Annotated in this window: 22 protein-coding genes; 11 read left to right on the forward strand and 11 right to left on the reverse strand. The window is 69.1% G+C overall.

From position 1 onward, the window contains the following. The first annotated feature begins 8 nt into the window (after nt 1–8). The 5 genes from GPZ80_RS19015 to GPZ80_RS19035 all read left to right on the forward strand — a co-directional run bounded on the left by GPZ80_RS19015 (nt 9) and on the right by GPZ80_RS19035 (nt 5,183). A complete protein-coding gene (locus tag GPZ80_RS19015) occupies nt 9–1,643 on the forward strand; it encodes a TM0106 family RecB-like putative nuclease (protein ID WP_187221848.1) in 1,635 nt (544 codons plus the stop codon). Nucleotides 1,644–1,651: 8 nt separating this feature from the next. Then, on the forward strand, nt 1,652–2,737 hold the full coding sequence (locus tag GPZ80_RS19020; RefSeq protein WP_187221850.1) for an S-(hydroxymethyl)mycothiol dehydrogenase: 1,086 nt from the start codon (nt 1,652–1,654) through the stop codon (nt 2,735–2,737). Continuing rightward, a complete protein-coding gene (locus tag GPZ80_RS19025) occupies nt 2,737–3,363 on the forward strand; it encodes an MBL fold metallo-hydrolase (RefSeq protein ID WP_187221853.1) in 627 nt (208 codons plus the stop codon). The genes GPZ80_RS19020 and GPZ80_RS19025 overlap by 1 nt, the downstream gene beginning before the upstream one ends. Before the next feature lie 62 nt (nt 3,364–3,425). After that, nucleotides 3,426–4,592 carry an L-histidine N(alpha)-methyltransferase gene (locus tag GPZ80_RS19030; RefSeq protein ID WP_187221855.1) on the forward strand — a complete coding sequence of 389 codons (1,167 nt, stop codon included), beginning with the start codon at nt 3,426–3,428 and terminating at the stop codon, nt 4,590–4,592. Continuing rightward, nucleotides 4,593–5,183, forward strand: coding sequence for a hypothetical protein (locus tag GPZ80_RS19035; protein WP_187221857.1), 591 nt, complete (start codon nt 4,593–4,595; stop codon nt 5,181–5,183). Here the strand turns inward: GPZ80_RS19035 and GPZ80_RS19040 are convergent. Next, complete coding sequence (locus tag GPZ80_RS19040) at nt 5,126–5,884, reverse strand: SDR family NAD(P)-dependent oxidoreductase (RefSeq protein WP_187221858.1); 759 nt, start codon at nt 5,882–5,884, stop codon at nt 5,126–5,128. The genes GPZ80_RS19035 and GPZ80_RS19040 overlap by 58 nt on opposite strands. Before the next feature lie 133 nt (nt 5,885–6,017). Then, the gene (locus GPZ80_RS19045; RefSeq protein ID WP_187221860.1) at nt 6,018–6,965 is read right to left on the reverse strand and encodes an oxidoreductase; all 948 of its coding nucleotides are present in this window, start codon (nt 6,963–6,965) and stop codon (nt 6,018–6,020) included. Between the two features lie 94 nt (nt 6,966–7,059). Here GPZ80_RS19045 and GPZ80_RS19050 point away from each other — a divergent pair, with 94 nt between their 5' ends. Continuing rightward, nucleotides 7,060–8,022 carry an aldo/keto reductase gene (locus GPZ80_RS19050; protein WP_187221861.1) on the forward strand — a complete coding sequence of 321 codons (963 nt, stop codon included), beginning with the start codon at nt 7,060–7,062 and terminating at the stop codon, nt 8,020–8,022. 139 nt (nt 8,023–8,161) lie between these two features. On the opposite strand, the gene GPZ80_RS19055 is transcribed toward GPZ80_RS19050, so the two are convergent. From GPZ80_RS19055 to GPZ80_RS19065, 3 genes are all read right to left on the reverse strand, one after another. Further along, nucleotides 8,162–8,683 (reverse strand): DUF1697 domain-containing protein, encoded by a 522-nt coding sequence (locus tag GPZ80_RS19055; protein WP_187221863.1) that lies wholly within the window; start codon nt 8,681–8,683, stop codon nt 8,162–8,164. Next, complete coding sequence (locus GPZ80_RS19060) at nt 8,680–10,437, reverse strand: long-chain-acyl-CoA synthetase (protein ID WP_187221865.1); 1,758 nt, start codon at nt 10,435–10,437, stop codon at nt 8,680–8,682. The genes GPZ80_RS19055 and GPZ80_RS19060 overlap by 4 nt, the downstream gene beginning before the upstream one ends. A gap of 94 nt (nt 10,438–10,531) precedes the next feature. After that, nucleotides 10,532–10,834, reverse strand: coding sequence for a hypothetical protein (locus GPZ80_RS19065; RefSeq protein WP_187221867.1), 303 nt, complete (start codon nt 10,832–10,834; stop codon nt 10,532–10,534). Between the two features lie 95 nt (nt 10,835–10,929). Between GPZ80_RS19065 and GPZ80_RS19070 the strand changes: the two genes are divergently transcribed. The 4 genes from GPZ80_RS19070 (at nt 10,930) to GPZ80_RS19085 (ending at nt 14,728) form a co-directional block, all read left to right on the forward strand. Continuing rightward, nucleotides 10,930–11,754 (forward strand): helix-turn-helix domain-containing protein, encoded by an 825-nt coding sequence (locus tag GPZ80_RS19070; RefSeq protein ID WP_187221868.1) that lies wholly within the window; start codon nt 10,930–10,932, stop codon nt 11,752–11,754. Between the two features lie 307 nt (nt 11,755–12,061). After that, a complete protein-coding gene (gene gmd / locus GPZ80_RS19075) occupies nt 12,062–13,057 on the forward strand; it encodes a GDP-mannose 4,6-dehydratase (RefSeq protein ID WP_166657920.1) in 996 nt (331 codons plus the stop codon). Beyond that, nucleotides 13,054–14,004 (forward strand): FkbM family methyltransferase, encoded by a 951-nt coding sequence (locus tag GPZ80_RS19080; RefSeq protein WP_187221870.1) that lies wholly within the window; start codon nt 13,054–13,056, stop codon nt 14,002–14,004. The genes gmd and GPZ80_RS19080 overlap by 4 nt, the downstream gene beginning before the upstream one ends. 19 nt (nt 14,005–14,023) lie before the next feature. After that, complete coding sequence (locus GPZ80_RS19085; protein WP_187221872.1) at nt 14,024–14,728, forward strand: class I SAM-dependent methyltransferase; 705 nt, start codon at nt 14,024–14,026, stop codon at nt 14,726–14,728. Here GPZ80_RS19085 and GPZ80_RS19090 read toward each other — a convergent pair. The 6 genes from GPZ80_RS19090 to GPZ80_RS19115 all read right to left on the reverse strand — a co-directional run bounded on the left by GPZ80_RS19090 (nt 14,719) and on the right by GPZ80_RS19115 (nt 24,592). Further along, on the reverse strand, nt 14,719–17,076 hold the full coding sequence (locus GPZ80_RS19090; protein ID WP_187221874.1) for a glycosyltransferase family 4 protein: 2,358 nt from the start codon (nt 17,074–17,076) through the stop codon (nt 14,719–14,721). The two genes, GPZ80_RS19085 and GPZ80_RS19090, sit on opposite strands and share 10 nt — an antisense overlap. Beyond that, on the reverse strand, nt 17,067–18,218 hold the full coding sequence (locus GPZ80_RS19095; protein WP_187221876.1) for a methyltransferase domain-containing protein: 1,152 nt from the start codon (nt 18,216–18,218) through the stop codon (nt 17,067–17,069). Before GPZ80_RS19095 ends, GPZ80_RS19090 begins: the two co-directional genes overlap by 10 nt. A gap of 83 nt (nt 18,219–18,301) precedes the next feature. Then, on the reverse strand, nt 18,302–19,588 hold the full coding sequence (locus tag GPZ80_RS19100; RefSeq protein ID WP_187221878.1) for an alginate O-acetyltransferase AlgX-related protein: 1,287 nt from the start codon (nt 19,586–19,588) through the stop codon (nt 18,302–18,304). Then, nucleotides 19,585–22,341 carry a glycosyltransferase gene (locus GPZ80_RS19105; protein ID WP_187221880.1) on the reverse strand — a complete coding sequence of 919 codons (2,757 nt, stop codon included), beginning with the start codon at nt 22,339–22,341 and terminating at the stop codon, nt 19,585–19,587. The genes GPZ80_RS19100 and GPZ80_RS19105 overlap by 4 nt, the downstream gene beginning before the upstream one ends. Continuing rightward, complete coding sequence (locus tag GPZ80_RS19110) at nt 22,334–23,527, reverse strand: flagellar basal body protein FliL (protein ID WP_187221882.1); 1,194 nt, start codon at nt 23,525–23,527, stop codon at nt 22,334–22,336. The genes GPZ80_RS19105 and GPZ80_RS19110 overlap by 8 nt, the downstream gene beginning before the upstream one ends. 138 nt (nt 23,528–23,665) lie before the next feature. Next, nucleotides 23,666–24,592, reverse strand: a complete 927-nt coding sequence (locus tag GPZ80_RS19115) for a hypothetical protein (RefSeq protein ID WP_187221884.1) — start codon at nt 24,590–24,592, stop codon at nt 23,666–23,668. Nucleotides 24,593–24,719: 127 nt separating this feature from the next. On the opposite strand from GPZ80_RS19115, the gene msrA reads away from it, so the two are divergent. Beyond that, nucleotides 24,720–25,373 (forward strand): peptide-methionine (S)-S-oxide reductase MsrA, encoded by a 654-nt coding sequence (gene msrA / locus GPZ80_RS19120; protein ID WP_187221886.1) that lies wholly within the window; start codon nt 24,720–24,722, stop codon nt 25,371–25,373. Nucleotides 25,374–25,465 lie beyond the last annotated feature (92 nt).

Raw genomic sequence — 25,465 nt, forward strand, 5'->3', positions numbered from 1 at the left:
TTCGTTGCGTGACTACAACGGTGCTACTCGACGCCGGCGTGGTGAGCCGCTGCAGGCGCCGTGTTCACCTGGAACACGATCCGGCCGCCCGGGACTCGCCCCGCGGCGCCCCCGACCCCACCGCTGAGCTGCGCAAAGCCGACGCGGCGGCGCACCGCCGGGAGATCGCCGACCAGCTCGCGGCGAAGTTCGGCGACGACTGGGTCGAGATCCCCGCGGGCCGCGGCGTCGAACGTGAGGCCGCCACGGCCGTCGCACTCGAAGCCGGAGCGCGGTTCATCTGGTCGGCCCAGCTCCCACGTGACCCCGATGGCGGCAGGCGCGGCGCGATCGACCTGCTCGTGCGCACCGAACACGGGTACGTCCCGGTCCTCGTGGTCCGGCACAAGGTGAGCGACCCCGGCACCGGCGCCCGCACGTCGCCCATCAGCGAGATCACGAACATCGGCGGCGAACCCGACCAGACCCGCAAGGTCCGTCCCCAGCCGCGCGACCAGCTGCGGCTCGCGCACACGCTGCGGCTGCTCAGCGCCGCCGGGTACGCCGACGACCGGCACGCGCTCGCGGGTGTCATCGGCCTCGACGGCGACGTCGTCGTCTGGCACGACCTGACCGCCCCGACCTGGCCTGGCGGGCGCACCGCGCTCGCCGAGTACGAGGTCCGCTTCGCCGACCGCGTCGCCGTGGCGACCGCGGCCGCGACTGGCGGCGAACCGCTCGCCCAGCCGTCGCGCATCGTCGAGTGCCGTAGCTGTCCGTGGTGGCCGACGTGCGGCCAGAACCTGCTCGACACCCGCGATGTGAGTCTCGTGGTGCGCGGCGAGGACGCAGGCTTCCTCCGCGCCGCCGGTGTCACCACGGTCGACGCACTCGCCGCGCTGGATATCGACGACGCCGACGTGGCGCCGCTGGTCGGGATGCCGCTGCCGGACGCGGTCGGGCTGGCCCGCGCCTGGCTGGCCGACCTCACCGTCGTGCGCCGCAACGAGTCCGTGCACGTGCCCCGCGCCGACGTCGAGGTCGACGTCGACATGGAGAGCTTCGGCGACGCGGGCGCCTACCTGTGGGGCGCGCTCCTCTCGGGTGCCGATATCGGCATCGAGCACGGCTACCGCGCCTTCGTCACCTGGGACCCGCTGCCCACCGACGACGAGGCCCGGTCGTTCGCCGAGTTCTGGCAGTGGTTCGCGTCGGTGCGCGAGGCGACGGTCGCGCGCGGCCTCACGTTCCGCGCCTACTGCTACAACGAGTTGGCCGAGAACCGGTGGCTGCTGGCGTCGGCGAAGCGTTTCGCGGGCAAGCCCGGCATCCCCACCCGGCGCGAGGTCCTGACGTTCATCGAGTCCGACGAGTGGGTCGACCTCTTCGGCAGCGTCCGCGAGCACTTCCTGTGCTCGCACGGCAAGGGACTCAAGACGATCGCGCCCGCGGCGGGCTTCACCTGGCGCGACGCCGAGGCCAGCGGCGAGAACTCGATGCGCTGGTACCGGGCGGCGGTCGGGATGGACGGCGACGAACCGGATACCGTGCAGCGCACCCGGCTCCTGGAATACAACGAGGACGACGTGCGCGCCACGGCGGTGCTGCGCGGCTGGATGTCATCACCGGAAGTCAACAAGATCCCGTTCGTCGGAGACCTCTAGGAGTTCCAATGGCCCAGCAGGTTCGCGGTGTCGTCGCAAGAGCGAAGGGCCGGCCGGTCTCCGTCGAGACGATCGTGATCCCCGACCCGGGCCCGGGCGAAGCGGTGGTGAAAGTGCTGTCCTGCGGCGTCTGCCACACGGACCTGCACTACCGCGAGGGCGGCATCAACGACGAGTTCCCATTCCTGCTCGGCCATGAGGCCGCGGGCATCGTGGAGACCGTCGGTGATGGCGTCACAGACATCGAGCCCGGCGACTTCGTCATCCTGAACTGGCGCGCGGTCTGCGGCCGGTGCCGCGCCTGCCTCAAGGGCAAGCCCTGGTACTGCTTCGACACGCACAACGCCGCCCAGCCGATGACCCTGGAGGACGGCACGGCGCTGTCCCCGGCGTTGGGCATCGGCGCCTTCGCGGAGAAGACGCTCGTCCACAGTGGACAGTGCACCAAGGTTGACCCTTCCGCGAGTCCGACCGCCGTCGGCCTGCTCGGCTGCGGTGTGATGGCCGGGTTGGGCGCCGCGCTCAACACCGGCGGCGTCTCGCGCGGCGACACGGTCGCGGTCATCGGCTGCGGCGGTGTCGGCGACGCGGCCATCGCGGGCTCGAAGCTCGCGGGCGCGACGACGATCATCGCGGTCGACGTCGACGACCGGAAACTGGAGTGGGCCAAGGGAATCGGCGCCACGCACACGGTCAACGCCAAGTCCGGCGATCCGGTCGAGGCGATCAAGGAGCTCACCGGCGGCTTCGGCGCGGACGTCGTCATCGACGCGGTCGGTCGCCCGGAGACGTGGAAGCAGGCGTTCTACGCGCGCGACCTCGCGGGCACGGTCGTGCTGGTCGGCGTGCCGACCCCGGACATGAAGATCGAGATGCCGCTGATCGACTTCTTCTCCCGCGGTGGCTCGCTCAAGTCGAGCTGGTACGGCGACTGCCTGCCCTCGCGCGACTTCCCGTACCTGGTCGACCTCTACCGCCAGGGCAGGCTGGACCTCGACGCGTTCGTCTCCGAGACCATCGCGCTCGACGGCGTCGAGGACGCGTTCGACCGCATGCACCACGGCGACGTGCTTCGCTCGGTGGTGGTGTTCTGATGAGCGCCCGCATCGACTACGTCGTCACCTCCGGCACGTTCAACCACGACGGCGAGACCCACGAGGTCGACAACAACGTCTGGATCGTCGGCGACGAGAACGAGGTGGTGATCATCGACGCCGCCCACGACGCCGACGAGATCCTCGCCGCGGTCGATGACCGCCGGGTCAAGGCCATCATCTGCACGCACGCCCACGACGACCACATCAACGTCGCCGAGGACCTGGCCAAGGTGACCGACGCGCTGGTCATGCTGCACCCCGCCGACGAGGAGCTGTGGCGCCACCTCTACCCCGACGACGACTTCGAGTCGCTGTTCGACGGCGAGGTCATCGAGGTCGCGGGCATCGAGCTGCACATCCTGCACACCCCGGGCCACACGCCGGGCGGCATCTCCGTCTACGCGCCCGAGCTCGACGCCGTCTTCACCGGCGACACCCTGTTCCGCGGCGGACCGGGCGCGACCGGCCGCTCGCTCAGCGACTTCCCGACGATCATCGACTCGATCACCGAGCGACTCTTCGAACTCCCGCCGCAGACGATCGTGCACACCGGCCACGGCGACTCGACGTCGATCGGCCAGGAGTCCCCTGATCTTGACGAATGGCTCCAACGCGGTCACTAGTAGTCAGTAGGCTACCCAAAGCTATACAGCGCGCTAGTGAAGACTGCGGGGAGGGGCCGAACGTGACCGCTGGTGAGAGGCCGCTGCCGGGCGACTTGGCCAAGGCAATCGAGGAGTCGGACTTCGCGTGGTCGCTTGTGCTCGTCGGTGAGGACCAGTCGAGCAAACTCGCCTCGCTGACCTCGGACCTGCGCGGCAAGCCGTCGCCCAACGGCGAGGGCAAGCAGATCACCTCGGGCTACCAGTACTGGGGGATCGGGCCCACGATCGCCTGGGCGCACGCCTGTTCCGACCCGTTCTACCAGGTCATGAAGCAGAGCTTGGAGTCGTTCACCCGGCGCTGGCGCCGGATCAGCGGCAAGGTCGGCGGCTCGCCGTTCCACTACGTGTGCCTCGGCGCGGGCACCGGCCACAAGGATCGCCAGGTCCTGGAGTCGCTGCTCGTCGAGAACCCGGACATGTTCTATTTCCCGGTCGACATCAGCTCGGAGATGCTGCGGCTGGGCACCAACGAGTCCACCCGCGGCCTGGGCATGGCGGGCCACCAGATCATCCCGGTCCACCTCGACTTCGCGATCATCGAGAACCTGCGCGAACTCGGCAAGCTGCTGCGGACGATCGTGGGCGACGAGCCGATCCTGTACTCGCTGCTCGGCAACACCATGGCCAACTTCGACGACGACGCCGAGATCCTGTCCAGCCTCACCTCGCTGCTGCGCCCGCAGGACCGCTTCCTGTTGGAGGTCGCGACCACCGACGACCTGACGGATGACCTCGCCCGGCAGGTGGTGGAGGAGTACGCGCGGAGCCGGGCGTACAAGGAGTTCGTCACCAGCGCGCTGCTGCACAACTCCGACCTGACGATCGACATGGAGTCCGTGCTGTTCCGCGGTTCCGTCGAAGCGGGTCGCGCGCTCAAGGTGAAGGTCATCTACCAGAACCGCACCGGCGGCGACATCCAGATGACCCTGCCGGACCGCACCCGGGTGCTGTTCCCCGACAACGACACCATCCTGTTGCAGGTCACCAGGAAGTACGCCCGCAAGGCCCTCGACGAGATCCTGACCCGGTGCGGTCTGCGCCGGGTCGCGGCCACCCACTCCGACTTCCGGACCCAGCGGGCCTCACCCGGGTTCGGCATGGAGCTGGTCCTGCTCGGCCGCGCCCAGGGCGGCGAACCGGTGCCCACGCAGCGCCGGACCCGGGCGGACGAGATCTGGGCCAACTAAATGACCCGCATCGCGATCACGATCGTCACCTTCGGCGCGCTCGCGGTGGCGCTGGTGCTCGGCGTGACCTGGTTCGCGATTTCCGAGCCGGGGCAACGGTTCGAGCCCGCGGTCAACACGTTGGCGCTGCTCGCGGGCATCACCGGCATCTTCGCCGAACGATGGGCGGCGCAACGCGAACGGCGGCAGCAGGCGATCGAGTCCATCGTGTCGGAACTGGCCCGCAACCGGGAAGTCCTGGCAGGCGACGAGTTCAGCGAGGGCGCTCCGGGCGGCCGCAAGCTCTACTCCCGGCTGCTGCACTCCGCGGTCGACTCGGCCTTCACCTCAGGCGCGCTGAGCCTGCGCCGCGACACGGAGCTGATCTCGCTGCTGCACCAGTGGCGCGGCCAGGTCAGCTCGGTCAACCGCAGGCTTGAACTCACCGAGATGCTGATGTTCACCACCGCCTCCGCCGATGAGGCCGACGACTTCAACAAGGCGCTCCGCACGTTCATGCCGACCGTGCGGAGCCACCTCGACGAAGTGGAGTCCTACCTCGGCGCCATGCGCAGCGAGCCGTCGAGACGGATCACCTCGCCGTTGAGGTAGTCCTGGTCGATGATCGACAGGGCCAGCTTCGCGTACTCCTCGGGCTTGCCGAGGCGCTTCGGGAAGGGCACGCCCTCGGCGAGCGCCGCGCGGAACTCGTCGGAGACGGTCGCGAGCATCGGGGTGTCGATGATGCCGGGGGCGATGGTCAGAACCCGGATGCCCGACGTCGCCAGGTCGCGCGCGGCGGGCAGGTTCAGCCCGACGACACCGCCCTTGGACGCGGAGTAGGCGGCCTGCCCGATCTGGCCGTCGAACGCGGCGATCGAGGCGGTGTTGATAATGACGCCCCGCTGGTTGTGGTCGAGGGCGTCGGTCTGCGCGATGGCGGCGGCGGCGAGGGTGACCACGTTGAAGGTGCCGATCAGGTTGACCTCGATGACCTTGCGGAACAGGTTGAGGTCGTGCGGGCCCTTTTTGGACAGGATGCGGGCCGACGGCCCGATCCCGGCGCAGTTGACCACGACGCGCAGCGGCTTGCCGGACGCGACGGCGGCGTCGACGGCGGCCTGGACCTGCTCGGGGTCGGTCACGTCGGTGGGGACGTAGGTGATGCCGTCGACCTGCGGCGCGGTCTCGATGGCGGCGGGCAGATCGAGTGCGAAGACACTCGCGCCCTGTGCGGCGAGCGCGTGCGCGGTGGCCCCACCGAGGCCGGACGCTCCTCCGGTGACGATGGCCGCGGTGCCGTCGATCTGCATCCCGATATCCCTTCACGCCCGACCGTGCACCCCGCACGGCTACCGCCGGGAAGGTTAACGCCCGTTCAGCCCCGGCCCCACTTGGATGTGCGCGACATCCCAGTGGAACCGGGGCCAGGACGTGTCCTGCGGGTTATCGGGCGAGACCGAAATCGGTCCCGGTGAGCTCTTCACTGACGTCCCAGAGCCGCTTGGCCAGTTCGCGGTCGCGGGCGGCCTCGAGCGGCTCCACCAGAGTGGGGTAGCCCTTCTGCTCCCGGCGCCCGTTGGGCCCGACGAACTGCCCGCTCTCGATGTCCGGGTGGGTCGCCGCGTACAGCTGCGGCAACGCGCCCATCTCGGCTTCCTGGGCGATGAACTTGTTGGACACCTTCAGGGCAAGCTTCGCGATGCCGGTCGGACCGGAGGTCTGCAGGTTCGTCGCCGAATAGCCGGGATGCGCCAGCACGCTGGCCACGGTGAACCCGTTGGCCCGCAGCCTGCGGTGGAACTCCAGGCCGAACACCACGTTGGCGAGCTTCGACTGCGAGTAATAGCCGGTGCGCGAGTACTTGTGTTCACCGTGCAGGTCGTCGAAGTGGATTCGGCCGCGCTTATGCAGGTACGAGCTGACAGTCACGACCCGCGGGTCGCGCCCCGACTTCAGCTTGTCGAGCAGCCGACCGGTGAGTGCGAAGTGGCCCAGGTGGTTGACGGCGAACTGCAGCTCGTAACCCTGGGCGCTCTCGGAACGCGGCGGCATCATCACGCCCGCGTTGTTGATGAGGATGTCGACCTGGTCGACGGTGTCGGCGAAAGCGGTCACCGTGTCGAGGTCGGCAAGGTCGAGGAGGCGGGTCTCGATGCTCGCCTCGGGCAACTCGGTGCGGATGGTGTCGACAGCCTCGGCGCCCTTGTCGGCGTCGCGGGCCGTCAGGATGACGTGGGCGCCATGTCGGGCCAGCTCACGGCTGGTCTGGAAGCCCAGGCCGCTGTTGCCACCGGTCACGATGGCGGTGCGGCCGACCAGGTCGGGGATATCGGCGGCGGTCCACCCGGGGGCGGACACCGCCCCCGGATCGTCCTCGGGTGCAGTGCTCATGGTCATAGCCTGCCTTACCGCCTGGCAGGACAGCGATATCGGATACGGCTTGACATCTAGATCACATGGCCTCCGCCGCCCTACTGTCTGCAGGGTGGAGCTGCGGCACCTGGGCGAGTCCGGGTTGGTGGTGGGAGCGGTCGGACTTGGGTGCAACAACCTGGGCAGGCCGGGCACCCCGACCGAGTCGATCGCGGGCGCGCGCGCCCTGGTCCACGCGGCGCTCGACGCGGGGGTCTCGCTGTTCGACATCGCCGACGTCTACGGCGCCCCGCGCGGTCGCAGCGAGGAGCTGCTCGGCCAGGCTCTCGCGGGTCGACGCGACCACGCGGTGATCGCGACGAAGTTCGGTATGGACATGCAGGGCGGAAGCGGGCCGGACTTCGGCGCCCGCGGTTCGCGCGGGTACATCCGGCGGGCCGTGGAGGCGTCGCTGCGGCGGCTCAACACCGACTGGATCGACCTGTACCAGCTGCACCGGCCCGATACCGGCACACCGATCGCCGAGACCCTGTCCGCCTTGGACGACCTCGTCCGCGACGGGCACGTGCGCTACGCCGGGGTGTGCAACCTCGCCGCGTGGCAGCTCGCCGACGCCGCCTGGATCGCGAAGACCAACAACGTCGTCAGCCCGGTGACCGCCCAGAACCACTACTCGCTGCTCGAACGCGACGCCGAGCGCGAGCTCTTACCCGCGTGCGAACGCTTCGGCCTGAGCCTGCTGCCGTACTTCCCGCTGGCCAACGGCCTGCTGACCGGCAAATACACCCGCGACCAGCCCCCACCGGCCGGTTCCCGCCTCGCCAACCGCCAACGCCTCATCGACGACGCCCCCTGGCACAAGATCGAGAAACTCCGCGCCTTGGCCTCTTCGCGCGGCATCACCATGGCCACCCTCGCCATCGGCTGGCTGGCCGCCCAACCCGCCGTCGGCTCGGTCATCGCGGGCGCGACCACCCCCAACCAGATCACGGCGAACTCGAACGCCCTGCACTGGCAACCCACCCCGGAAGACCTCGAAGCCGTCGACAAGATCTGCCCACCCACCCGCCGCTAAGTTATCCACAGCACTTGTCCACAATGTGCACAAGTGTTCGAACGTGAGTCCCCCGTTCAGAACAGCGAGTTCCCCGTTCCGGCAAGTGAGTTCCACGTTCAGGACACTGAGTTCGACATTCGGGCGTTTCGCGCGGGGCTCAGAGGGCCGCGCCGATCTTTACGACGGTGTTCCAGTTGCGAGCGGTGGCGGCGATTTTCGACCGTTTCGCGACGAGCGGGACGAGCTCCGGCGCCTGCAGAATGCCGTCCGGGCACCACTGGTAGACGACCCGCGAGCCGATTCGGATGTGGTCCGGCGCCAGCGCGACAAGCTCGCCGGCGAGCGCCGGATCCAAGTCTTGCGAGAGGAACACCACGAGCATCCGCGACCCGTTGTCGGCCACGTCGACCAGCGGGTGCGCGTCGATCACGGCCTGGATCTCGGCGGCGGTGCGCGCCAGACAGCGCGTGGTGAGACCCAGGTCGGCAAGCGCTTTCTCGATCCGCTTCTCGGCCTTGGCTGCGTTGTCCTTGGCGGTGAAGACGGCATTGCCGCTCTGCAGCAGCGTCCGGACCTCTTCATAGCCCAGATCGGACAGCACGGTGCGAAAGTCGGCCATGGCGATCTTCTTGTTGCCGCCGACGTTCACTCCGCGCAGCAGAGCGGCAATTCGGGTCATACCCGAATTCTGCCCGCCGCCACCTCGTCCGGATAGGACGGATACCAGGGCACGTACTGGTCGCCGGTGAAGACGAACAGGGGATCGGTCACCGAGGACGCGTAGCCCTCGTCGCGCAGGTCCACCTTTCGCGACTTGAACGTCGAGGTCTGCTCGACCTCGTTGATCACCCGCACGAACAGTGGGATCGCGTAGGTCGGGAGCCGCTCGGCGAGGTGCTTGCCCAGCACCTGGCCGTCGAACCGCGCGCCGTCGCGCAGCTTCACCGCGGCCATCCCGGCCTTGCCGTCGGTCCCCGGCACGGCCACGCCGTAGACCACGGCCTGCTCGACGTCCGGCCGCTCGCCGATGGCGCCCTCGACCTCGGTCGTGGCGACGTTCTCGCCCTTCCACCGGAAGGTGTCACCGAGCCGGTCGACGAACGCGACGTGCTTGAAGCCCTGCATCCGGACCAGGTCGCCGGTGTCGAACCAGCAGTCGTCCTTCTTGAAGGCGTTGCGCACGAGCTTGCGCTCGGAGGCGTCGGCGTCGGTGTAGCCGTCGAACGGCGCGCGGTTGGTGACCTTGGTGAGGAGCAGGCCCACCTCGCCGGACTTGACCTTGCGCAGCCCCTTGCCGACCCGCTTCGGCTTGCCGGTGTCGGGGTCGTACTCGACGACCGCGAACGGCAGCGGGCACGTCCCCGCGGTCTGGTCGATGTTCAGCGCGTTGATGAAGGCCAGGTTGCACTCGCTGGCGCCGTAGAACTCGGCGACCCGCTTGATGCCGAAGCGCTCGGTGAACTCGTGCCAGATCTCGGGTCGAAGACCGTTGCCGACGACGACGCGGACCTTGTGCTCGCGCTCGATCGCGCGCGGCGGCTGGTTGAGCAGGTAGCGGCACAACTCGCCGATGTAGCAGAACGCCGTCGAACGGGTGCGCACGACGTCGTCCCAGAAGCGGGACGCGGAGAACGAGCGCCCAAGGGCGAGCGTCGCGCCCGCGGAGAGGACGGAGGAGAGGGAAACCGTCAACGCATTGTTGTGATAGAGCGGGAGACAACAGTAAAGCGTGTCGTCGGCTCGCAGGCGCACGCCGAGTCCGCCGATTCCGGCCATGCTCTTGAGCCACCGGAAATGTGACATCGAGCTCGCCTTGGGCATACCGGTGGTGCCCGAGGTGAAGATGTAGAAGGCCGTGATGGACGCGGTGAGCGTCGCGGTGACCGCGGGATTCGCGGTGGAGGTCGCGCCGTTCGCGAGCGTTTCCAGATCAAGGATCTTCGGCGTGGTGACCTCGTCGAGCGCCTCGCGGTAATCGCGCCCCGCGACCAGGACCGTGGCGTTGAGCAGACGCACACTGTGGTCGAGCACGTCGCCACGCTGGTTGGTGTTGATCATGCCGACGGCGGCCCCGAGCTTCACGCCCGCGAGCGCGGCGAGCAGCGTCTCCGGCCGGTTCCCGGCCATCACCGCGACCGTCGAACCTGGGCCCACCCCGTGCGCGGCGTACACCGACGCGTACTGGTTGACCAGCAGGTTCGCCTGGTCGTAGGTGATCTCGGTGTCCTCGAAGCGGAGGAACGGGCGCTCGGGGTGCTCGGCGGCGGCGCGCTGGAAGATGTGGCCGATCGAGTCTTTAGTGGTCGGCTTGAGCGTGACCAGTCCGACCGCTCCACGCGCCATCCTGAGTCCATCCGGCGCGAGTTTCGGCAAGGCGCGCAGGACATCGACGAAGCGGACCTTGCGGGCCGCGAGCTGCTCCGATGCATCCATGCGAAGCGATGCTACTGACAAGTAGATAGCGGGGCTAGAGGCAATGCGAAACCTCCCGGACGTCGGGATGCTCACCTTTGCGCAATAGCCGGGATCAGTTTTTGTCAATGATCCGTTCGGGGGTCCAGCGAAAGCGCACGGTGCACAAGGGCGTCCGCTTGTCGGGAAGCACGCGCACGGTCGTGACCAGCCAAATACCAGGGTCGGCGGCTTTTCGATCAAGAAAGTCGGCGGCGCACAGGCGGGTGTAGTGCTCGTGCCATTGGGTGCGGCTCATGCCCTTCTTGTGGAAGCAGAAACCGTGGTCCTCGGCGGTCTCGATGTACAGGAGCACACGTTCGTACTTGGAAAGTTCGCGCCGGTACTCAAGGTGGTGCAGGTAGTTCCAGGTAGGCATGGCGGACGGTGGTCCACAGGAGACCGCGCGCCGGATTCCGGAATGTCGGACTCCGTCGGCACACTGGGTGATGGTGCGTGCGACAGGAGTGATGGATGGCGGAGCCCAACCTGCGGGTCAGAGTCCTGGCACGCGCCCTGCGGGAGTTGCGCGAGCGGGCGCGGATGACGCAGCAGGAGGCGGGGGACCGGCTGCGGTTCACGAACCGGAAGATGAGCAGGATCGAGACCGGGCAGGTGCCGAGCTTCCACGAACTACAGGCGATGCTGGATGTGTATGGGCTGGTGTCGACGGACTGGGCGCCCTACGTGGCGATGTGGGAGCGCGCCCGGGAGAAGGGCTGGTGGCACTGCTATGGAATTCCCGACCGCAGCTACGTGCCCCTCGAAGCTCAGGCTTCGGAGATCCGTTCGTTCCAACTAGGGTTGGTGCATGGTCTCCTCCAGACGGAGGAGTATGTGCGGGCGCTATTCACCGGTGCCGCTGATCCCGCCCGTCATACCGAAGGCTCCATTGGCCGTGGCGTGGAGATCCGCAAGCGCCGCCAGCGGCGGCTCATCGCCGACGACCCCCTCCGACTGCACGCGATCATCGATCACACCGCTCTACGCCGTCAGTTGCCCTGCATGAAAGAGCAATTGGCACACATCGTGATGATCTCGGAGCTCGACAATGTGACGTTTCAGGTCATCCCGCCCAACGCCGGTGCCCATTCCGGCCTCGGCGGCTCGTTCACGGTGCTCAGCTTTTCGGGCCCTGATCCCGATCTCGCCTATGTCGAGCACATCGCCGGATTCGTCGAAATCGAGAAGGAGCGCGAGGTGCGCACGGCTTTGCAAGTCTTCGACCAGGTGGCTTCGTTGGCGCTGAACCACGACGAGTCAGTCCGGCTGGTCGACCGGATGGCAGCCGAGCTGTGAGGCGATTCGCCTGGATCTGTACGAGAACTCCGCTGATCAGCGCCGGGTCGGCCTATCGGTCAGCGCCACGACCAGTCTCACCACGAACACGATCGCGACGGTCACCAACGCGAGGATCTGAAACCACATCATCGCCTCCAAGGGCTTGTGATTCGACCGATGTTCCTCCCCGCACCCGCCCGTGCGACGAGGCCCGGCTCGACACGCCCACCTGCCACCCATCCGGGTTACATCCCGGTGGGGGTCCCAGGCCCCGACATGCGCCATCCGGGGTATGTGAGCTGGGGGCGTTCACTATTCTTGGGCAATGCGACGTGCGTTGATCACCGGTATCACCGGTCAGGACGGCAGATACCTTGCCGAGCTCCTCCACAGCCAGGGCTACGAGGTGTTCGGCCTGCTCAAGGGGCAGAACAACCCGCGCAGCGACATGGTTCAGGCCGAACTGCCGTTCGTCGAGTTCGTCGCGGCGGACCTGCAGGACCTTTCCAGCCTGGTGGCCGCCCTGGAGCAGGTGCAGCCCGACGAGGTCTACAACCTGGGCGCCATCTCCTTCGTCGCGCTCAGCTTCAAGCAGGCCGAGCTGACCGCCAACGTCACCGGTCTCGGCGTGCTCCGGCTCCTCGAAGCCATCCGGATGGTCGGCGGCAGCGTCAACAACCCGATTCGCTTCTACCAGGCCTCAAGCTCCGAGATGTTCGGCAAGGTCCGCGAATCGCCGCAGGTGGAGACCACGCCGTTCTACCCGCGCTCGCCCTACGGCTGCGCCAAGGTGTTCGGGCACGACATCACGGTCAACTACCGCGACAGCTACGGCCTCTACGCCTGCTCCGGCATCCTCTTCAACCACGAGAGCCCCCGCCGCGGCATCGAGTTCGTGACCAGGAAGGTCACCAACGCCGTCGCGCGGATCAAGCTCGGTCTGCAGGAGACCTTGGTCCTCGGCGACATGGACCCGCGCCGTGACTGGGGATTCGCCGGCGACTACGTCAAGGCGATGTGGCTGATGCTGCAGCAGGACGAGCCGGACGACTACGTCGTCGCCACCGGCCACACCCACAGCGTCCGCGACTTCGTCAACGCCGCCTTCTGCCACGTCGGTCTGGACGACTGGGAGGGCTTCGTCACCCAGGACCCGCGCTTCTTCCGCCCCGCCGAGGTCGACCTGCTGGTCGGCGACGCGACCAAGGCGCACGAGAAGCTCGGCTGGAAGCCCGAGGTCGACTTCGAACAGCTCGTGGCGATGATGGTCGAGAACGACCTGCAGATCGAGGCGGCTAAGGCAGGTCTGAAGGTCCCGTGATCTCCTACGCGCAGAACGCCGAGGATGTGGTCCTCGCCCGACTCTTCGGGGGCCAGGCGTCCGGGCGCTACGTGGACATCGGGGCGGGCGACCCCGTCGAGGCCTCGGTCACCAAGGTCTTCTACGACCTGGGCTGGCGTGGGATCAACATCGAGCCCATCCCGGCGATGGGCGCGGCCCTGCGCGCCGCCCGGCCGCAGGACGTGACACTGGGCGTCGCGGTCGGCGCGTGCAAGGGGACGGCCACTCTCCACGTCGTGGACGAGGAGTGGGGCTGGTCCACCCTCGACCAGGACCTCGCCGGGCACTACCGCGACGACCGCTCGTGGCGGGTCGACGAGATCCAGGTCGACGTGCGCACGCTGGCCGACATCCTCGATGAGTACCCGGGGCCGGTCGACTTCCTCAAAGTCGACGTCGAAGGCGCGGAGCAGGACGTGATCGACGGCGGTGACTGGACTCGGCACCGCCCGCGGGTGCTGGTCGTGGAGGCCACGGCGCCCGGGTCGCCCACCCCCGCGCACCAGGCCTGGGAACCGACGCTGCTCGCCGCAGGCTACCGCTGCACGCTGTTCGACGGCCTCAACCGGTTCTACGCGCAGGCCGACGACGCTGAAGCTCTCGACAAGCTGTCGGTGCCCGCGAACGTCTTCGACAAGTACCAGACCTACGCGGCCCACCGGCAGGCGACAGCCCTCGAAAGCATCGGTGCCGTGCGGGCGGCGGAGTCGGGGTACATCCGCAGGCTTGAGGAGTCGCTGCGCGAAAGCGACGAGACGGCGGCGCGCGACGCGGAGCACCGCGAGTCGCTGGAGGCGGCGATCAGCGCGCTGCGGGCCGACCTGGTGAAGTCCCACCGCTACTCGGCCGCGTTGGAAAGCCGGATCTCCGAGCTGGAGAACCTGCTGGCCGGGACCACCCCCGCTCACCCGACGACCACGCGCTGAAACCGTTACGATCCGGTGCGTGACGACGACTACCGACGCACAAAACCTCCAGCGTGCCAAGCAGACGGTCGACCGGGTCAACGCCGCGGGCGGTTCCTACCACCGACTGGAGTTGACGCCGGAGCTGGTGATCAACGGTGACTACGACATGCGCAAGTACGTGTCGCACTACCGGATCGCCGACCGGCTCGACGGCATGACGGTGCTCGACGTGGGCACCTCCAGCGGGTACTTCGCCCTGGAGGCCCACCGGCGCGGGGCCGAGGTGACGGCGATCGACATCTGGGCCGATGACTGTCTGCTCGCGGAGATCAGCCAGACGATGGCCCTGGATCTGACGTACGTCTCCAAGAACATCTACGACCTGGACCCGACGTTCGGCACCTTCGACCTGGTCATCTGCGGGTCGCTGCTGCTGCACCTGCCGGACCCGGTCGGAGCGCTCCGCGCGCTGCGCGCGGTCACGGGCACCCGGCTGGTCATCTCGACCGCGGCCACCCCGGACAGCGCCGAAGCCGCGGAGCCGGTCTGCCACTTCGTCGGGACGCACGCCGACGACGGCGACTACTGGGCCTACTGGACCGTCAGCGCGGTCGCGCTGCGGCAGATGCTGTTCGCCGCCGGATTCTCCCGGGTCGAGGACATCGACCACTTCACCCTGAAGACCGAGGACGACCGGGTCGACTACTCGGTGCCGCATGTGGTGATGTCGGCCTACGTCTGAGGGCTGATCTCCGCCAGCCGGCGGGCCATCAGCGCGCCCACGGCCTCCATGCCGCAGATCTCCTGGATGGCACGCGCCGCCCGGGCACCCATCTCCTGGCGCAGCGGCTCGTTCGTGGCCAGCCTGCGCAGCCAGCGCGCGGCCTGGCCGACATCGGGGTCCGCCCACAGCTGCCCGGCCTGGTACCAGTCGCCGAACGCCGCGCCGAACCGGTGGTCACGCTCGCTGATGATCCTCGGCCGGTACCCGACGACCGCGGCGGAGCCGGGCGGCATGAAGTCGGTGTTGCCGCCGAATCCGGTCGCCACGACCGCCTTGCCCAGCGACATCGCCTCCGCCATGCCGAGGCCGAAGCCTTCTGAGCGGTGCAGCGAGACGTATACGTCGCAGGTGGCCAGGAGGGTGTCCATCTCGTGGCGGGTCAGGTGCTCGCTGATGATCGTGCCACCGACACTGTGCACCGCCTCGGTCAACGCGGCGCCGAGTTCGGGGAACACCTCCAGGTCCACGACTTTGACGACCAGGTGCGCCTTCGTGCCGCGTTCCTCCGGCGCGAAAGCCTGCCGGTAGGCCTCGACGACCGCCCACGGGTTCTTCCGCGCGTCACTCGACGACGCGCTGAAGGTGAACAGGACGGTGATGCCGTCGTCGGGAAGGCCGAACCTCGCCCGGTCGGCGGTGACGCCCGTGATCTCGGGGACGACGCACGGGACGACGGTGATCGGGATATCGGTCACCGTGCGGAAAGCCTCGCCGACAAAGGACGACAGCACCCAGAGCTCGTCGAGCCGGGGGAGCTGGGTGAGCGTCTGGGGCACCACCTCCGGCAGTTCCCAGGCCCACAGGCCGATCGTGTACCGGTCGAGCGCGCTGGGCGGGATCAGCGCGAACTCGTTGAGGTTCACAAACCACAGATCGATTGGGTAGTCCTTGCCGCTGCGCAGGTCTGCGAGTGTCCGCGAGATCTGCAGTGACCTGTTGGGCGCCCGGGTGTTGAACTCGGTGAAGGTCATCGGGACGCCCGCCTCGACCAGCGCCAGCGAATGCCTGCGCGCCGACTCGGCAAGGCCGGTGGTCGCGCGGGCGTCGGCGAACACGTTCACGCCGACGCGGGCGGGCGCGGTGTCGCGACGGTGGGCGCGCATCGTGTCGAGAGCTTCGCGGTAGCGGCTGGCCACGACGGGCCAGGACGCCGACGACTCGACGTACCGCTGGGCGGCGACGCCCGCGGCCCGGGTGCCCTCGGGGTCGAGCATCGCGCGTTCCATGACCGTCAGCAGCGCCGCGGCTTCGGCGGCGGGCTCGGTGGGCACACGGGTGCAGAACGTCTCGTCGAGGTGCCGGTGCTGCGGCAGGTCGCTGGTGATCACGGGCCTGCCCGCGCCGAACGCCCGCATCATCACCGCGCTCGTCTCACCCGCGGTCGGCCACCTGAGGTTGATGACCGTGTCCGTGCAGACGAGGAAGTCCTCGAACTCGTCCATAGCCGGGCTCTTCGCGATGTGGACGGAGTTGTGGACACCGAGTTGGGCGATCGTGGCCTCGACGTCGGCGAGCACGGCCCGGTCGTCGGCGTGCCCGCAGATGAGCAGCCGCGCCTGCGGCCAGCGCCGACGGATCTGGGCGAACGCCAGGACCGCGACGAGCGCGCGCTTGATCCGGTTGAAGCCGCCGAACACGCCGAAGACCACGTCGTCGTCGCGCCAGCCGAGCTTCGCGCGGGTCGCCGACCGCCGGGTGTCGTCGGTCAGTACCGGAGCGCCGGACGGCACCACGGCCACCGGGACGTCCGGGCAGCGCTCGCCGAGCCACCGCGCCGCGAAGTCGTCGTGCACGATGACGCCGCGGCTGCGCTCGATCAGTCGGCGCTCCATGGTCAGCGTCGCGCGGTCGAGGGTGCGGACCCCGTCGACGTCGATCGCGGGCCACCCGTCGATCAGCGCGGGATCGTCCGGTGTGCCCCAGATCGGACCATGGGCGTGGCGGACCTCGTCGCGGAACCGCTCGGTGTGGACCCCGCCGAACAACTGCGCGTGGAAGTCCATCAGGGAGGTGTCGTGCAGGATCACGACACCCGGCCGCGCCAGGGCCTCTTCGTAGATCCATTCGTGGGCGGGCGCATGATTTCCCATGTGGTACAAGGGAAGCGCGTCAACTGACCGGGCGTCGTGCGGGCTGAGCAGCCGGACACCAGATGGGACCCGCGCCGCCGCGCTGTCCGCGACCGCGTCGACATCGATCTCGTTCGCGAGAGCGGTGAGCAACTCGTAGGTGTAGTCCGCGATGCCGCTGCGCGCCGGCGGCAGGGGCGACCACATGACGTGCCGCCCGGTCGACGTCACGTCCATGCGATGAGGCAGAAGTGCTCGGCCCCGGCGCGCGCGGTGGCCGGGACCTCGCGGATCTCGACCTTCGCGAATCCCGCGGACTCGGCCAGATAGCGGGCGAAAGTGGGATGCACCGGCCGGATCGCGAAGGGGTCGACGTGGAAGTCGGCTCCCACCAACGGTGTCTCGACCAGGAGGACACCACCGGGCCGCAGCGCCAGGGCCGCCGCCTCGACGAACCTGGCGAGGTCCTCCGGTGCCTGCCGTTCCGCGTAGCGGAAAGCGGTGACCGCGGCGAGGGAGCGCCGCGGGCTCGCGGCGAGCGCGTCGAGCGCGGGTTCCGGGCGGACCGTGAGGCCCAGTTCGGCGCAGTGGTCGACCACGACCGGGTTAGTCGACGCCGCGACGAAGGGAATTCCCTCGCCCCGCAGCACTTCGAGCCACTCGCCGCGACCCGGAGCCACGTCGAACACCGCCGCCCCGGCGTCCTGGCCGCGGGCGTCACGGACCACCGGGAGGTACTCCGCACGCCGCGCCCTCGCCAGGTCGGCCGGGCCGTCGAGCAGCGCCGCCACCGAGAGTTCGAGGAAATCGGGCCTGCCGGGCAGCGACTCGGCCTTCGCCGGGTCCGTGCGGGCCGCGTCCAGGAACGAGTCGAGCCGCGCGTGCCGCAGCGCCGACTCGCGCGCGGTCGCGACCAGCGCGGCGAGGTCGCTCTCGATGGCGCCGAGCCGGGCCTCGACCTGGCCCGCGTGCTCCTGCTTGTCGGCCACCTGGAGCCGAAGATCACCGATCTCCGAACGGACGCTGCCGATCGCGGCGTAGAGCCGCTGGTTCAGGCCGGCCATCATGTTCTGGTCGTTGCGGCGCAGGTCCTCGATCTCGGCCCGCAGCCCGTCCCGGCTCGCCGCGCCCGCGTCGCCGATCTCCGTGACCGCCGCGGATACCCCGGCGAGTGCCGACCGCTGCTCGTGCGCGATTTCCCGGACAGTTCCCAACGCGTCGCGAATGGCGAGGTTGGATTCGACCTGCCATTTGATGCCGCGCCGCCACAGGAAACGCAACGCGAGCCTGCCGAGAATGTCGCCACGCTTAAGCGGCAGCCGCAGCTGCTTGTTCTCGTCAAGCCGGGACAGTGCCTCGGCGAAGCGTGCTTCCGACATCGTGTCGTCCAGAGGGTCCGGGCGGTGTCTTCCCGCCAGTCGTCAGGAGTCTAGAAGGTTGTCGGCGCGCCGCCCGCAGCCGGTCAGCGCTTCGGCCGGGCCGAGAGTTCGCTCACGATCTGGTCGGCCACCTCGGGGGTGAACACCACGACGTTGCCGGTTGTCAGGACGCGTTCGGCGATCTCGAACACGACGACGTCGGAATCGGCCAACATCTCCACCGCCTGCTGCCTGCCCTTATTGTGCAGCGTGCCGTAGTGCAAAAGGGTGATATCGCCGAAAACGGCACCCAGATAGCGCTTCGACCGAATTGTGAACGAGTCGCCGAGCATGCCGACCTTGCGTCCGAAAGTTCCGGGACCGGAAGTCGTCGCCAGATGCAGCGGGGTGTTGAAGTCCTGCGGGATGTCACGCGCCCGGTCGCGGATTCCGTCGGGCTTCACCAGGTAGTAGCGGCCATCGATATCGCCGGACCGGCCGATGAGCGGCGGAAGGTCGGCGGGTGCGCGCCAGGGCTGACCGGGTGTGACCAGCCAGTTCTTGCTGATGCCCGGCCGCAGGTGTTCGGCGATCGCCTGCGTCATCAGCAGGCCGCCTTCGTCACCCCAGTGCGCGTCGATCGACGGGTACACGGGCGAGCCGAGTTCGGTTTCCTTTCTCCGCAACGGTTCCCGCAGGTCCAGGACGTAGTCCTCGTTGCGGTAGAGGTTCCAGAACTCGTCGGTGGTCCGCTGGACGCAGTCCTTGCCCGGGTAGCGCTCGGGCAGGTACTCGGGCGAAATGGTGAGTTTGTCGGGGGCGATGGCCAGCACGAACTCGCGTCCGCTCGCCTCGATCCCGTCCTTCAGTTTGCGCACCTGCGCGAGGGTCTCGTGCATGGGAAGGCTTTGCTTGCACCGTGCGACGACCTCTTCGCCGAGGTAGAGCCAGCCCTCTTTGCCCTCGACCACCCGCGGGATGGTGCTGGTGTCGAAGTCGTTGCGCGGCACCTGCCCGGTGTCGAGCGGGTTGTCCGAGCCGCCGCGCTTGCCCAGGACCGGCGGTTCGCCGAACACACCCCGGCTGACGCCGTCGGAGATGGCGATGGCGTCGTCGCGGAACACCAGGTGGTCGGTGGCCCACGCGGGCATGCTGGTGAAGAAGCTCCACCCGGCGAGCGGGCTCGGGAACTGCGCCAGCGGGCGGTTCTCGATCTCCGCCGGGCGGGCCCCGACGCCGAGCGAGAGCAGCGGCGTCGCGAAGAAGATGGCGGCGCAGATCAGCGCGCCCACCTGTTTTCCGCCGTGGCGCGGCCGGTGCAGCGGATGCTCGCGGGGCAGCCAGGCCTCGTGCAGCGCGGGCAGGCTCCAGTCGCGTGGCTCGCCGGTCACGAGTCCTCGCTTCGCCTGACCGAGCGCTCGATCCGGTCGAGCCGGGCGGCGAGCGCGTCGATCCGTTTCGCGGACTCGGACTCGATGGTCTCCATCCGTTTGGCGTGCGCGGTCGTCGTCCGGGTGAATCGGGCGTTCAGATCTCTGACCGCCTCACCCACGGCGTCCAGGACCGCGCCGACGACCTTGCGCTGGTGGGCGTCGTAGTGCGTCATCGCCCGCAGGACGACTTTGCGCATCGCGGGGGCGAGCGGCAGCCGCGACGGCGCGCCCGCGTCCGGGGACGAGTGCAGGATTCGGTGGGCACGCGCCAGCGGACCGCCCGCGTCGGACCTGGTGGGGGCGACGGTTTCGCGCTCGCCGCGCCGCCACGCCTCGTGCGCCGCGGTGATCCGCTCACGCATCCACTGGGCCGCGGTGTCCATGGACCGGGTGCGCAGGATGTGCTCGCGCGCGGCCTCCCCGCGACGCCGGGCCTCAGCGGGGTCTTCGGCGATGTGCCGCATCGCCGCCGCCGCGGCGTCCAGATCGGGATCGGCCCAGCGGCCGTCCGCGTGATAGGGCAGCCAACCGGGTCCGACGTCGGTCATCCGGTACGGGACGGGCCAGGCGACGTTCTCGTCGAGGAACTCGGTGGTGCTGGAGTAATCCGTGGCGATCACCGCCATGCCGCGCGCCATGGCTTCGGCGACGGTGAGCCCGAACCCTTCGCTGCGGTGCAGGGACACATAGGCGTCGCTCTCGGCGTAGAGCGCGTCGAGTTCGGCGACGCTGAGGTAGCGCTCCATCAGCTCGACGCGGTCGTCGGCCCCGATCACGTCGCGCAGCCGCTCCACGGCGCCCGCGTGCAGATGCCCGTTGGTCGCCTTGATGACCAGGCGCACATCGGAGCGCGACGGGAACGCCCGCCGGAACGCGGTCACAGCGCCCCACGGGTTCTTGCGCTGCCCGGTGCTGTTGAAGTCGAACACGAACAGGAACTGGACCGGGTCGCCGGGATCGCGCCGCGGCCGGTGGGTCGTGGCCGGGGCGATGACCGGAACCGGAATCGTCCGCACCGGCACCGAGGTGTGCCGCGAGATCGAGGTCCGGCAGAAGTCGCTGACCGTCCAGATCTCGTCGACCAGACCGAAGGCCCCGTGCAGGGTCGCCGGGAAGTCTTCGAGTTCCCAGGCCCACAGGCCGATCACGTACCGGTCGCGGCCCGCGTCGGGATGGTTGTCCAGGATCAGCTGGGTGTAGTCGGCGTTCACGGCCAGGATGCTCACCGGGAACCGCGGCTCGCCCGCCGTCTCCGGGTGGTCGAGACCGGTCCGGACGTTGCCGTTGAGCGATTCCTCCTCGACGACCGATACCACCGGGATCTCCGCCGCCTCCACGGCCTTGAGCACGATGCGCCCCATCTCGCCCAAGCCGAGTTCGGCGGTGAGGTAGCCCGCGATGTTCACGCCGAATTCGTCCACCGGCGCGACCCGCGGCGCGGGCTCACCGGGCAGCGCCCACTCCGGCAGCCGCGCCTCCCGCGTGCCGTGGTCGCGGCACCAGCCGCGGAACCCTTCGGCACTCGCGGAGAAGGGCTGCGGGAAGGCCACCTGGAGGTCTTTGCGCTTGCCCCAGACCCAGGTCGTCAGCCGGTTGAAGCCCGCAGCGCGCTCCGCCGGGGTGGCGGGCGAACTCAGCCAGCGGCGGTACCCGTCGCCCGCGTCGTCGCCGAACGGGTGCGGCGGCAGCTCGGGTTTCGTCGTGGCGAACGGAGTGGGCGCCAGTTCGCGTCGGGCGAACCGGGTCCACTCATGGCGGAAGAGGCTCCGCATGGCCGGGGTGATCTCGGTGCCGAAACCGAACGTGTCGAAGCGGTATTCGTCCTGGAGGCCCTCGGCGTGGCCCGCGGCGATCAGGGCGTCGCGGTAGTCGTCGCACACCCCGCGCAGGACCGGGTGTTCCGAGAGCAGGGTGCGCGGCCGATTTGGGCAGCGGGTGGTGAGCAGCCATGGCGACTGGGTGCGGTAGCCGTCGAAATGCAGGAACCGCACCGGTTTGCCGTCGGCGGTGAGGACGTTTCCGTCGGCGGCCACCTTGCGGTCGTGCAGATTCCAGTACGCCACGGCGAAACCGGGATCGCGGATGACCGCGTGGCGGAACAGCGCGGGCACGAGATCGAGGGACGCCTGATTGCGGCTGACCCGGCCCGGCTTGGCCGGGGCCGAGCCCAATCGGGCCCGATCCGCCCAGAAGTCCAGGAATGGCCGCGCTTCCCTGCCGACCGCGACGAACCGCGTGTCGAACGCCCCGAGCGGCTCGGCCACCTCGTGGCCCGGCTCGCGGCCGTCGGCGGGGAACGGCGCCAGGAAGTGCGGTGTGAGCACGATTCCGTGGTCGAGCGCGAGATCCGCGGCTTCCGCGAACGGCGCGAACACCTTGGTCATCGCGTCCAGACAGACCACGGCGTCGTGGTCGGCGAGCAGCGCGCGCAACGCGAACGGCTTGACCGCGTCGACGAGTTCGTCCGCCGGGTACGCCGTCGCCATCCGGAAATACTCGGCCTCGTCGGCGAGGAGGCCACGAGCACCGAGGGCCCGGCAGCCCGCCGGACCCACCCGGAGCACGGGTTCGTCATCGTCGGTGACGACGATGACGAACCCGTGGTCGCGGTGGTGCTCAAGGTAGGACTGAGCCAGTACCTCGGCCGCGGGCAGCGCGAACTTCGCGACCACCGTGCAGCCGACGACCCGCCGCGGGCGAGGATCACCCATCAGCGGGCAGCTCCTCGAGCTGGGTCGTCATGATGTCGTCGAACTTCTTCGCCGCCTCGGCCATGGTCGGCGCGTACACCTGCACCCGAACCAGCGTCTTCTTGTGCATGTAGTGCCCGCGGATGGTCGCCGGGGAGGTGCCGGAGGCGTCGATCTGGGTCACCTTGACCCCAGTCGGCGCGGTGCCGGTGTAGGGCTGCATGCCGTACGTGGTCTGCAACTGCACCAAGGCTTCCACCGCGGTCGCACCCAGATCCGGCGAACCGGTCAGGACCGTGAGGACGAGCGCCTGCGAGCCCTCCGACAGCTTCGACACCGCGAGCCGCGCCTTCGTGCCCGTCGCGGTCTGGTACGCCTTCAGCTCGCCCTCGGTCAGCAGCTTCGCCGTCTCGACGTCGCTGAACGAGGTGATCTCCGGCGCGACCTCGGGCGAACCGGGGAGATCGGCGATCTCCAGGTCGTCCTTGGGCCGCTGCGTGGTCGTCGGCGCCGCCGTCGACGTCGAGGGGCCCGGCCCCGGGGCTTCATTCTTCTTGTTGAAGAACAGGAAGTACGCGCCCACACCCAGCCCGAGGACCAGCACGACGGCGAGCGCGATGAGCGCGATCTTGCCGCCGGTGGACTTGCCCTCGGTCTCGAAGACCTCCGGGCCCTGCCGGATCCAGTCCGGGTTGCCGGTCGCCGCCAGCGGCGGGAAGTCGGAACCTGCCCACGGCGGGGAGATCGAGTCGTCGTACTGCCCGAAGCCACCGTGCTGGTGCTGCTGCTGGTGACCCATCGGAGGGGCGTAGCCGCCGCCGTGCTGCTGCGGCGGCACTCCTGGCACGACCTGTGTGCGCTCGGCGTCGCCGGGGCGGGTTGCGTGCCACTGCACGGCCTGCGTCCGGTCCTGCGACGACACGATCTGCGTGTCCTCCGGGTTGGGCGCCTGGTTGCCCACGACCTGCGTGCGGTCCTGGGCGGGCTGCTGGTGGCTCACCGCCTGGGTGCGGTCGGCGTGCTCAGCGGGCGGGCTCACCGGGGTCACGAACTGGGTGGCTTCGGCCGGTCGCTGATCTTGACCCGGGGTCCCGGGAGACACGGCCGCGGCGAGCGCTTGATCCCGCCGAACTCGATAGTCGTCCGCTGAGATCCGCCCTGCGGCGAGCTCCTCGTCGAGCGTGCGGAGTTCATCCTGCCAGGACAATCTTGTCCCCTTCCTCGACAAACCAAACCCCGCGCCGGAGTGCTGGTCGGCGGTCAGCCACGAATGGCCACATTGTGCACCGCGAGGGTGTCGCGCCCGTTGGCGCGTGCCCTTTCCCCGCGAATAAGCCTGTCTTTGTCACCGCACTCCTATGGAACCCACGGTGACCCGGACCGCGTCGCGCAGTTCCGTGGTCATCAGCGGCTCGTCGATCTCGCCCTGCCGCGCCACGACGATCCGCACGGCACCCCCCTCGGTGCCGTACGTCGCCTCCAGAACCAACGCCCCCGGGGCCTCGGCCCTGGCCGCGTTCACCCGGTCCGGGAGTCCGTCGACATCGGTCTCGGCGCCCTGGAGAAGTTTCGCCGCGAGGTCACCGCCGCTTGCCTTGCCCGCGGTCTGGAAAGCGAACAAGTGGTAAACGAGACCGTTCTCGGTGACGGCCCGGAAATACACCTTCTCGACACCCGCGGCCTTCATCGCCTCGACGTCGTCCGCGCGGACGAACCCGTTATCCAGGGCCTGCTGAGCGGTGAGAACCGCGGTCGTGGAGAAAAGGACGTCGGTCGGGTTGGGCAGTCGGTCGGTGCTCCACGGCGCCGCGGCGGTCGGCGCGGGCGGGGCGGCGGGAGGAGCGGAGGAGGCGCGGTCGTTACCGAGGAGGAACCACCAGAGTCCCGCGCCCACGACCGCGAGGACGACCAGGACCAGCGCCGAGGTCCGCACCCCGCGTCCGGCGCCGGACTTCGGCTGCACGGAGAAGACGTCGGCGCCATCGATGGGGCCCGACCACGAACGGTCCGAACGCGGCGGGGGCTGGGGGTTGCCCGCGGCCCGCGCGGCGTCGATGACCACGGTGTGCTCGGTGGAGGTGCGCTCGGGCGCGGTGGGCTGGGGAACCGGGGGCGCGGGCGCCTGCCCGGGCTGGTGGAGCAACCTCGGGCCGTTCATGCCGCCGGAAGCCTCGGCGAGGACCTCGTCACGTCGTTTGCGGTGTTCCGCGGCGGAGATCTCGCCACGGCTCAGCGCCGTGTCGAGTCTTCGGATTTCTTCGTGCCAGTCCATCGGGACGCTCCCTGCCAGTCGACGCGGCCACTCGCACATCCTGCGGGATCGTGTGGCGGGTTCGCCTGGTTTTCGCCCAACGTGTGACGAGGCTGTGCTGGAGGACGGGGCTACGTACAGTGGAGGAATGCCACTCTTCAGACGGGAACACTCGGAAACCGCGCTTCCCGGCCGAGACGCGCCCATCGTGGTCAGCCCGGCCCACGCGGCCCTGCCCGACCGGCGGATCGTGCCGCCGTTCCCGGCCGGAGCGCAGCGCGCGGTCTTCGGCATGGGCTGCTTCTGGGGGGCGGAACGACTGTTCTGGCAGCTCCCACAGGTCTACTCCACGGCGGTCGGATACGCGGGCGGCAGCACGCCCAACCCGACGTACGAGGAGGTGTGCTCCGGCCGGACCGGCCACGCCGAGGTGGTCCTCGTCGTCTTCGACCCCACCCAGATCACCTACGCGACCCTGCTGCGCACCTTCTGGGAAGGCCACGACCCCACCCAGGGCATGCGCCAGGGCAACGACGTGGGGACGCAGTACCGCTCGGCGATCTACTACACCGACGACCAGCAGAAATCCACGGCGGAGGCGACGGCCCACGAGTACGACCAGGCCCTCCGCGCGAGCGGTTACGGCCCGGTCACCACGGAGATCGCCGAACTCACCGACTTCTACTACGCGGAGGACTACCACCAGCAGTACCTCCACAAGGTCCCGAACGGCTACTGCGGCATCGGCGGCACGGGCGTGAGCTGCCCGATCGGCACCGGCGTGGAAACCACCGAGAGCTAGATCCCCGGCCGCTCGCGGCAGCCCCTGCCTACGCTCGGTTCGCCCGGCACGCCTTCGCCCGACCGGGTGACGCGGCTCGGGCGCGGTCGGCT

Origin of the sequence: Actinokineospora xionganensis, assembly GCF_014323725.1 — a bacterium.
Lineage (GTDB): Bacteria > Actinomycetota > Actinomycetes > Mycobacteriales > Pseudonocardiaceae > Actinokineospora > Actinokineospora xionganensis.

What these genes read in the sequence shown, in the direction of transcription:
- GPZ80_RS19020 (WP_187221850.1), top strand. Translation starts at nt 1,652, where the DNA reads ATGGCCCAGCAGGTTCGCGGTGTCGTCGCAAGAGCGAAGGGCCGGCCG.
- GPZ80_RS19025 (WP_187221853.1), top strand. Translation starts at nt 2,737, where the DNA reads ATGAGCGCCCGCATCGACTACGTCGTCACCTCCGGCACGTTCAACCAC.
- GPZ80_RS19035 (WP_187221857.1), top strand. Translation starts at nt 4,593, where the DNA reads ATGACCCGCATCGCGATCACGATCGTCACCTTCGGCGCGCTCGCGGTG.
- GPZ80_RS19040 (WP_187221858.1), bottom strand. Translation starts at nt 5,884, where the DNA reads ATGCAGATCGACGGCACCGCGGCCATCGTCACCGGAGGAGCGTCCGGC.
- GPZ80_RS19045 (WP_187221860.1), bottom strand. Translation starts at nt 6,965, where the DNA reads ATGAGCACTGCACCCGAGGACGATCCGGGGGCGGTGTCCGCCCCCGGG.
- GPZ80_RS19055 (WP_187221863.1), bottom strand. Translation starts at nt 8,683, where the DNA reads ATGACCCGAATTGCCGCTCTGCTGCGCGGAGTGAACGTCGGCGGCAAC.
- GPZ80_RS19060 (WP_187221865.1), bottom strand. Translation starts at nt 10,437, where the DNA reads ATGGATGCATCGGAGCAGCTCGCGGCCCGCAAGGTCCGCTTCGTCGAT.
- GPZ80_RS19065 (WP_187221867.1), bottom strand. Translation starts at nt 10,834, where the DNA reads ATGCCTACCTGGAACTACCTGCACCACCTTGAGTACCGGCGCGAACTT.
- GPZ80_RS19070 (WP_187221868.1), top strand. Translation starts at nt 10,930, where the DNA reads ATGGCGGAGCCCAACCTGCGGGTCAGAGTCCTGGCACGCGCCCTGCGG.
- gmd (WP_166657920.1), top strand. Translation starts at nt 12,062, where the DNA reads ATGCGACGTGCGTTGATCACCGGTATCACCGGTCAGGACGGCAGATAC.
- GPZ80_RS19090 (WP_187221874.1), bottom strand. Translation starts at nt 17,076, where the DNA reads ATGGACGTGACGTCGACCGGGCGGCACGTCATGTGGTCGCCCCTGCCG.
- GPZ80_RS19095 (WP_187221876.1), bottom strand. Translation starts at nt 18,218, where the DNA reads ATGTCGGAAGCACGCTTCGCCGAGGCACTGTCCCGGCTTGACGAGAAC.
- GPZ80_RS19105 (WP_187221880.1), bottom strand. Translation starts at nt 22,341, where the DNA reads ATGGGTGATCCTCGCCCGCGGCGGGTCGTCGGCTGCACGGTGGTCGCG.
- GPZ80_RS19115 (WP_187221884.1), bottom strand. Translation starts at nt 24,592, where the DNA reads ATGGACTGGCACGAAGAAATCCGAAGACTCGACACGGCGCTGAGCCGT.
- msrA (WP_187221886.1), top strand. Translation starts at nt 24,720, where the DNA reads ATGCCACTCTTCAGACGGGAACACTCGGAAACCGCGCTTCCCGGCCGA.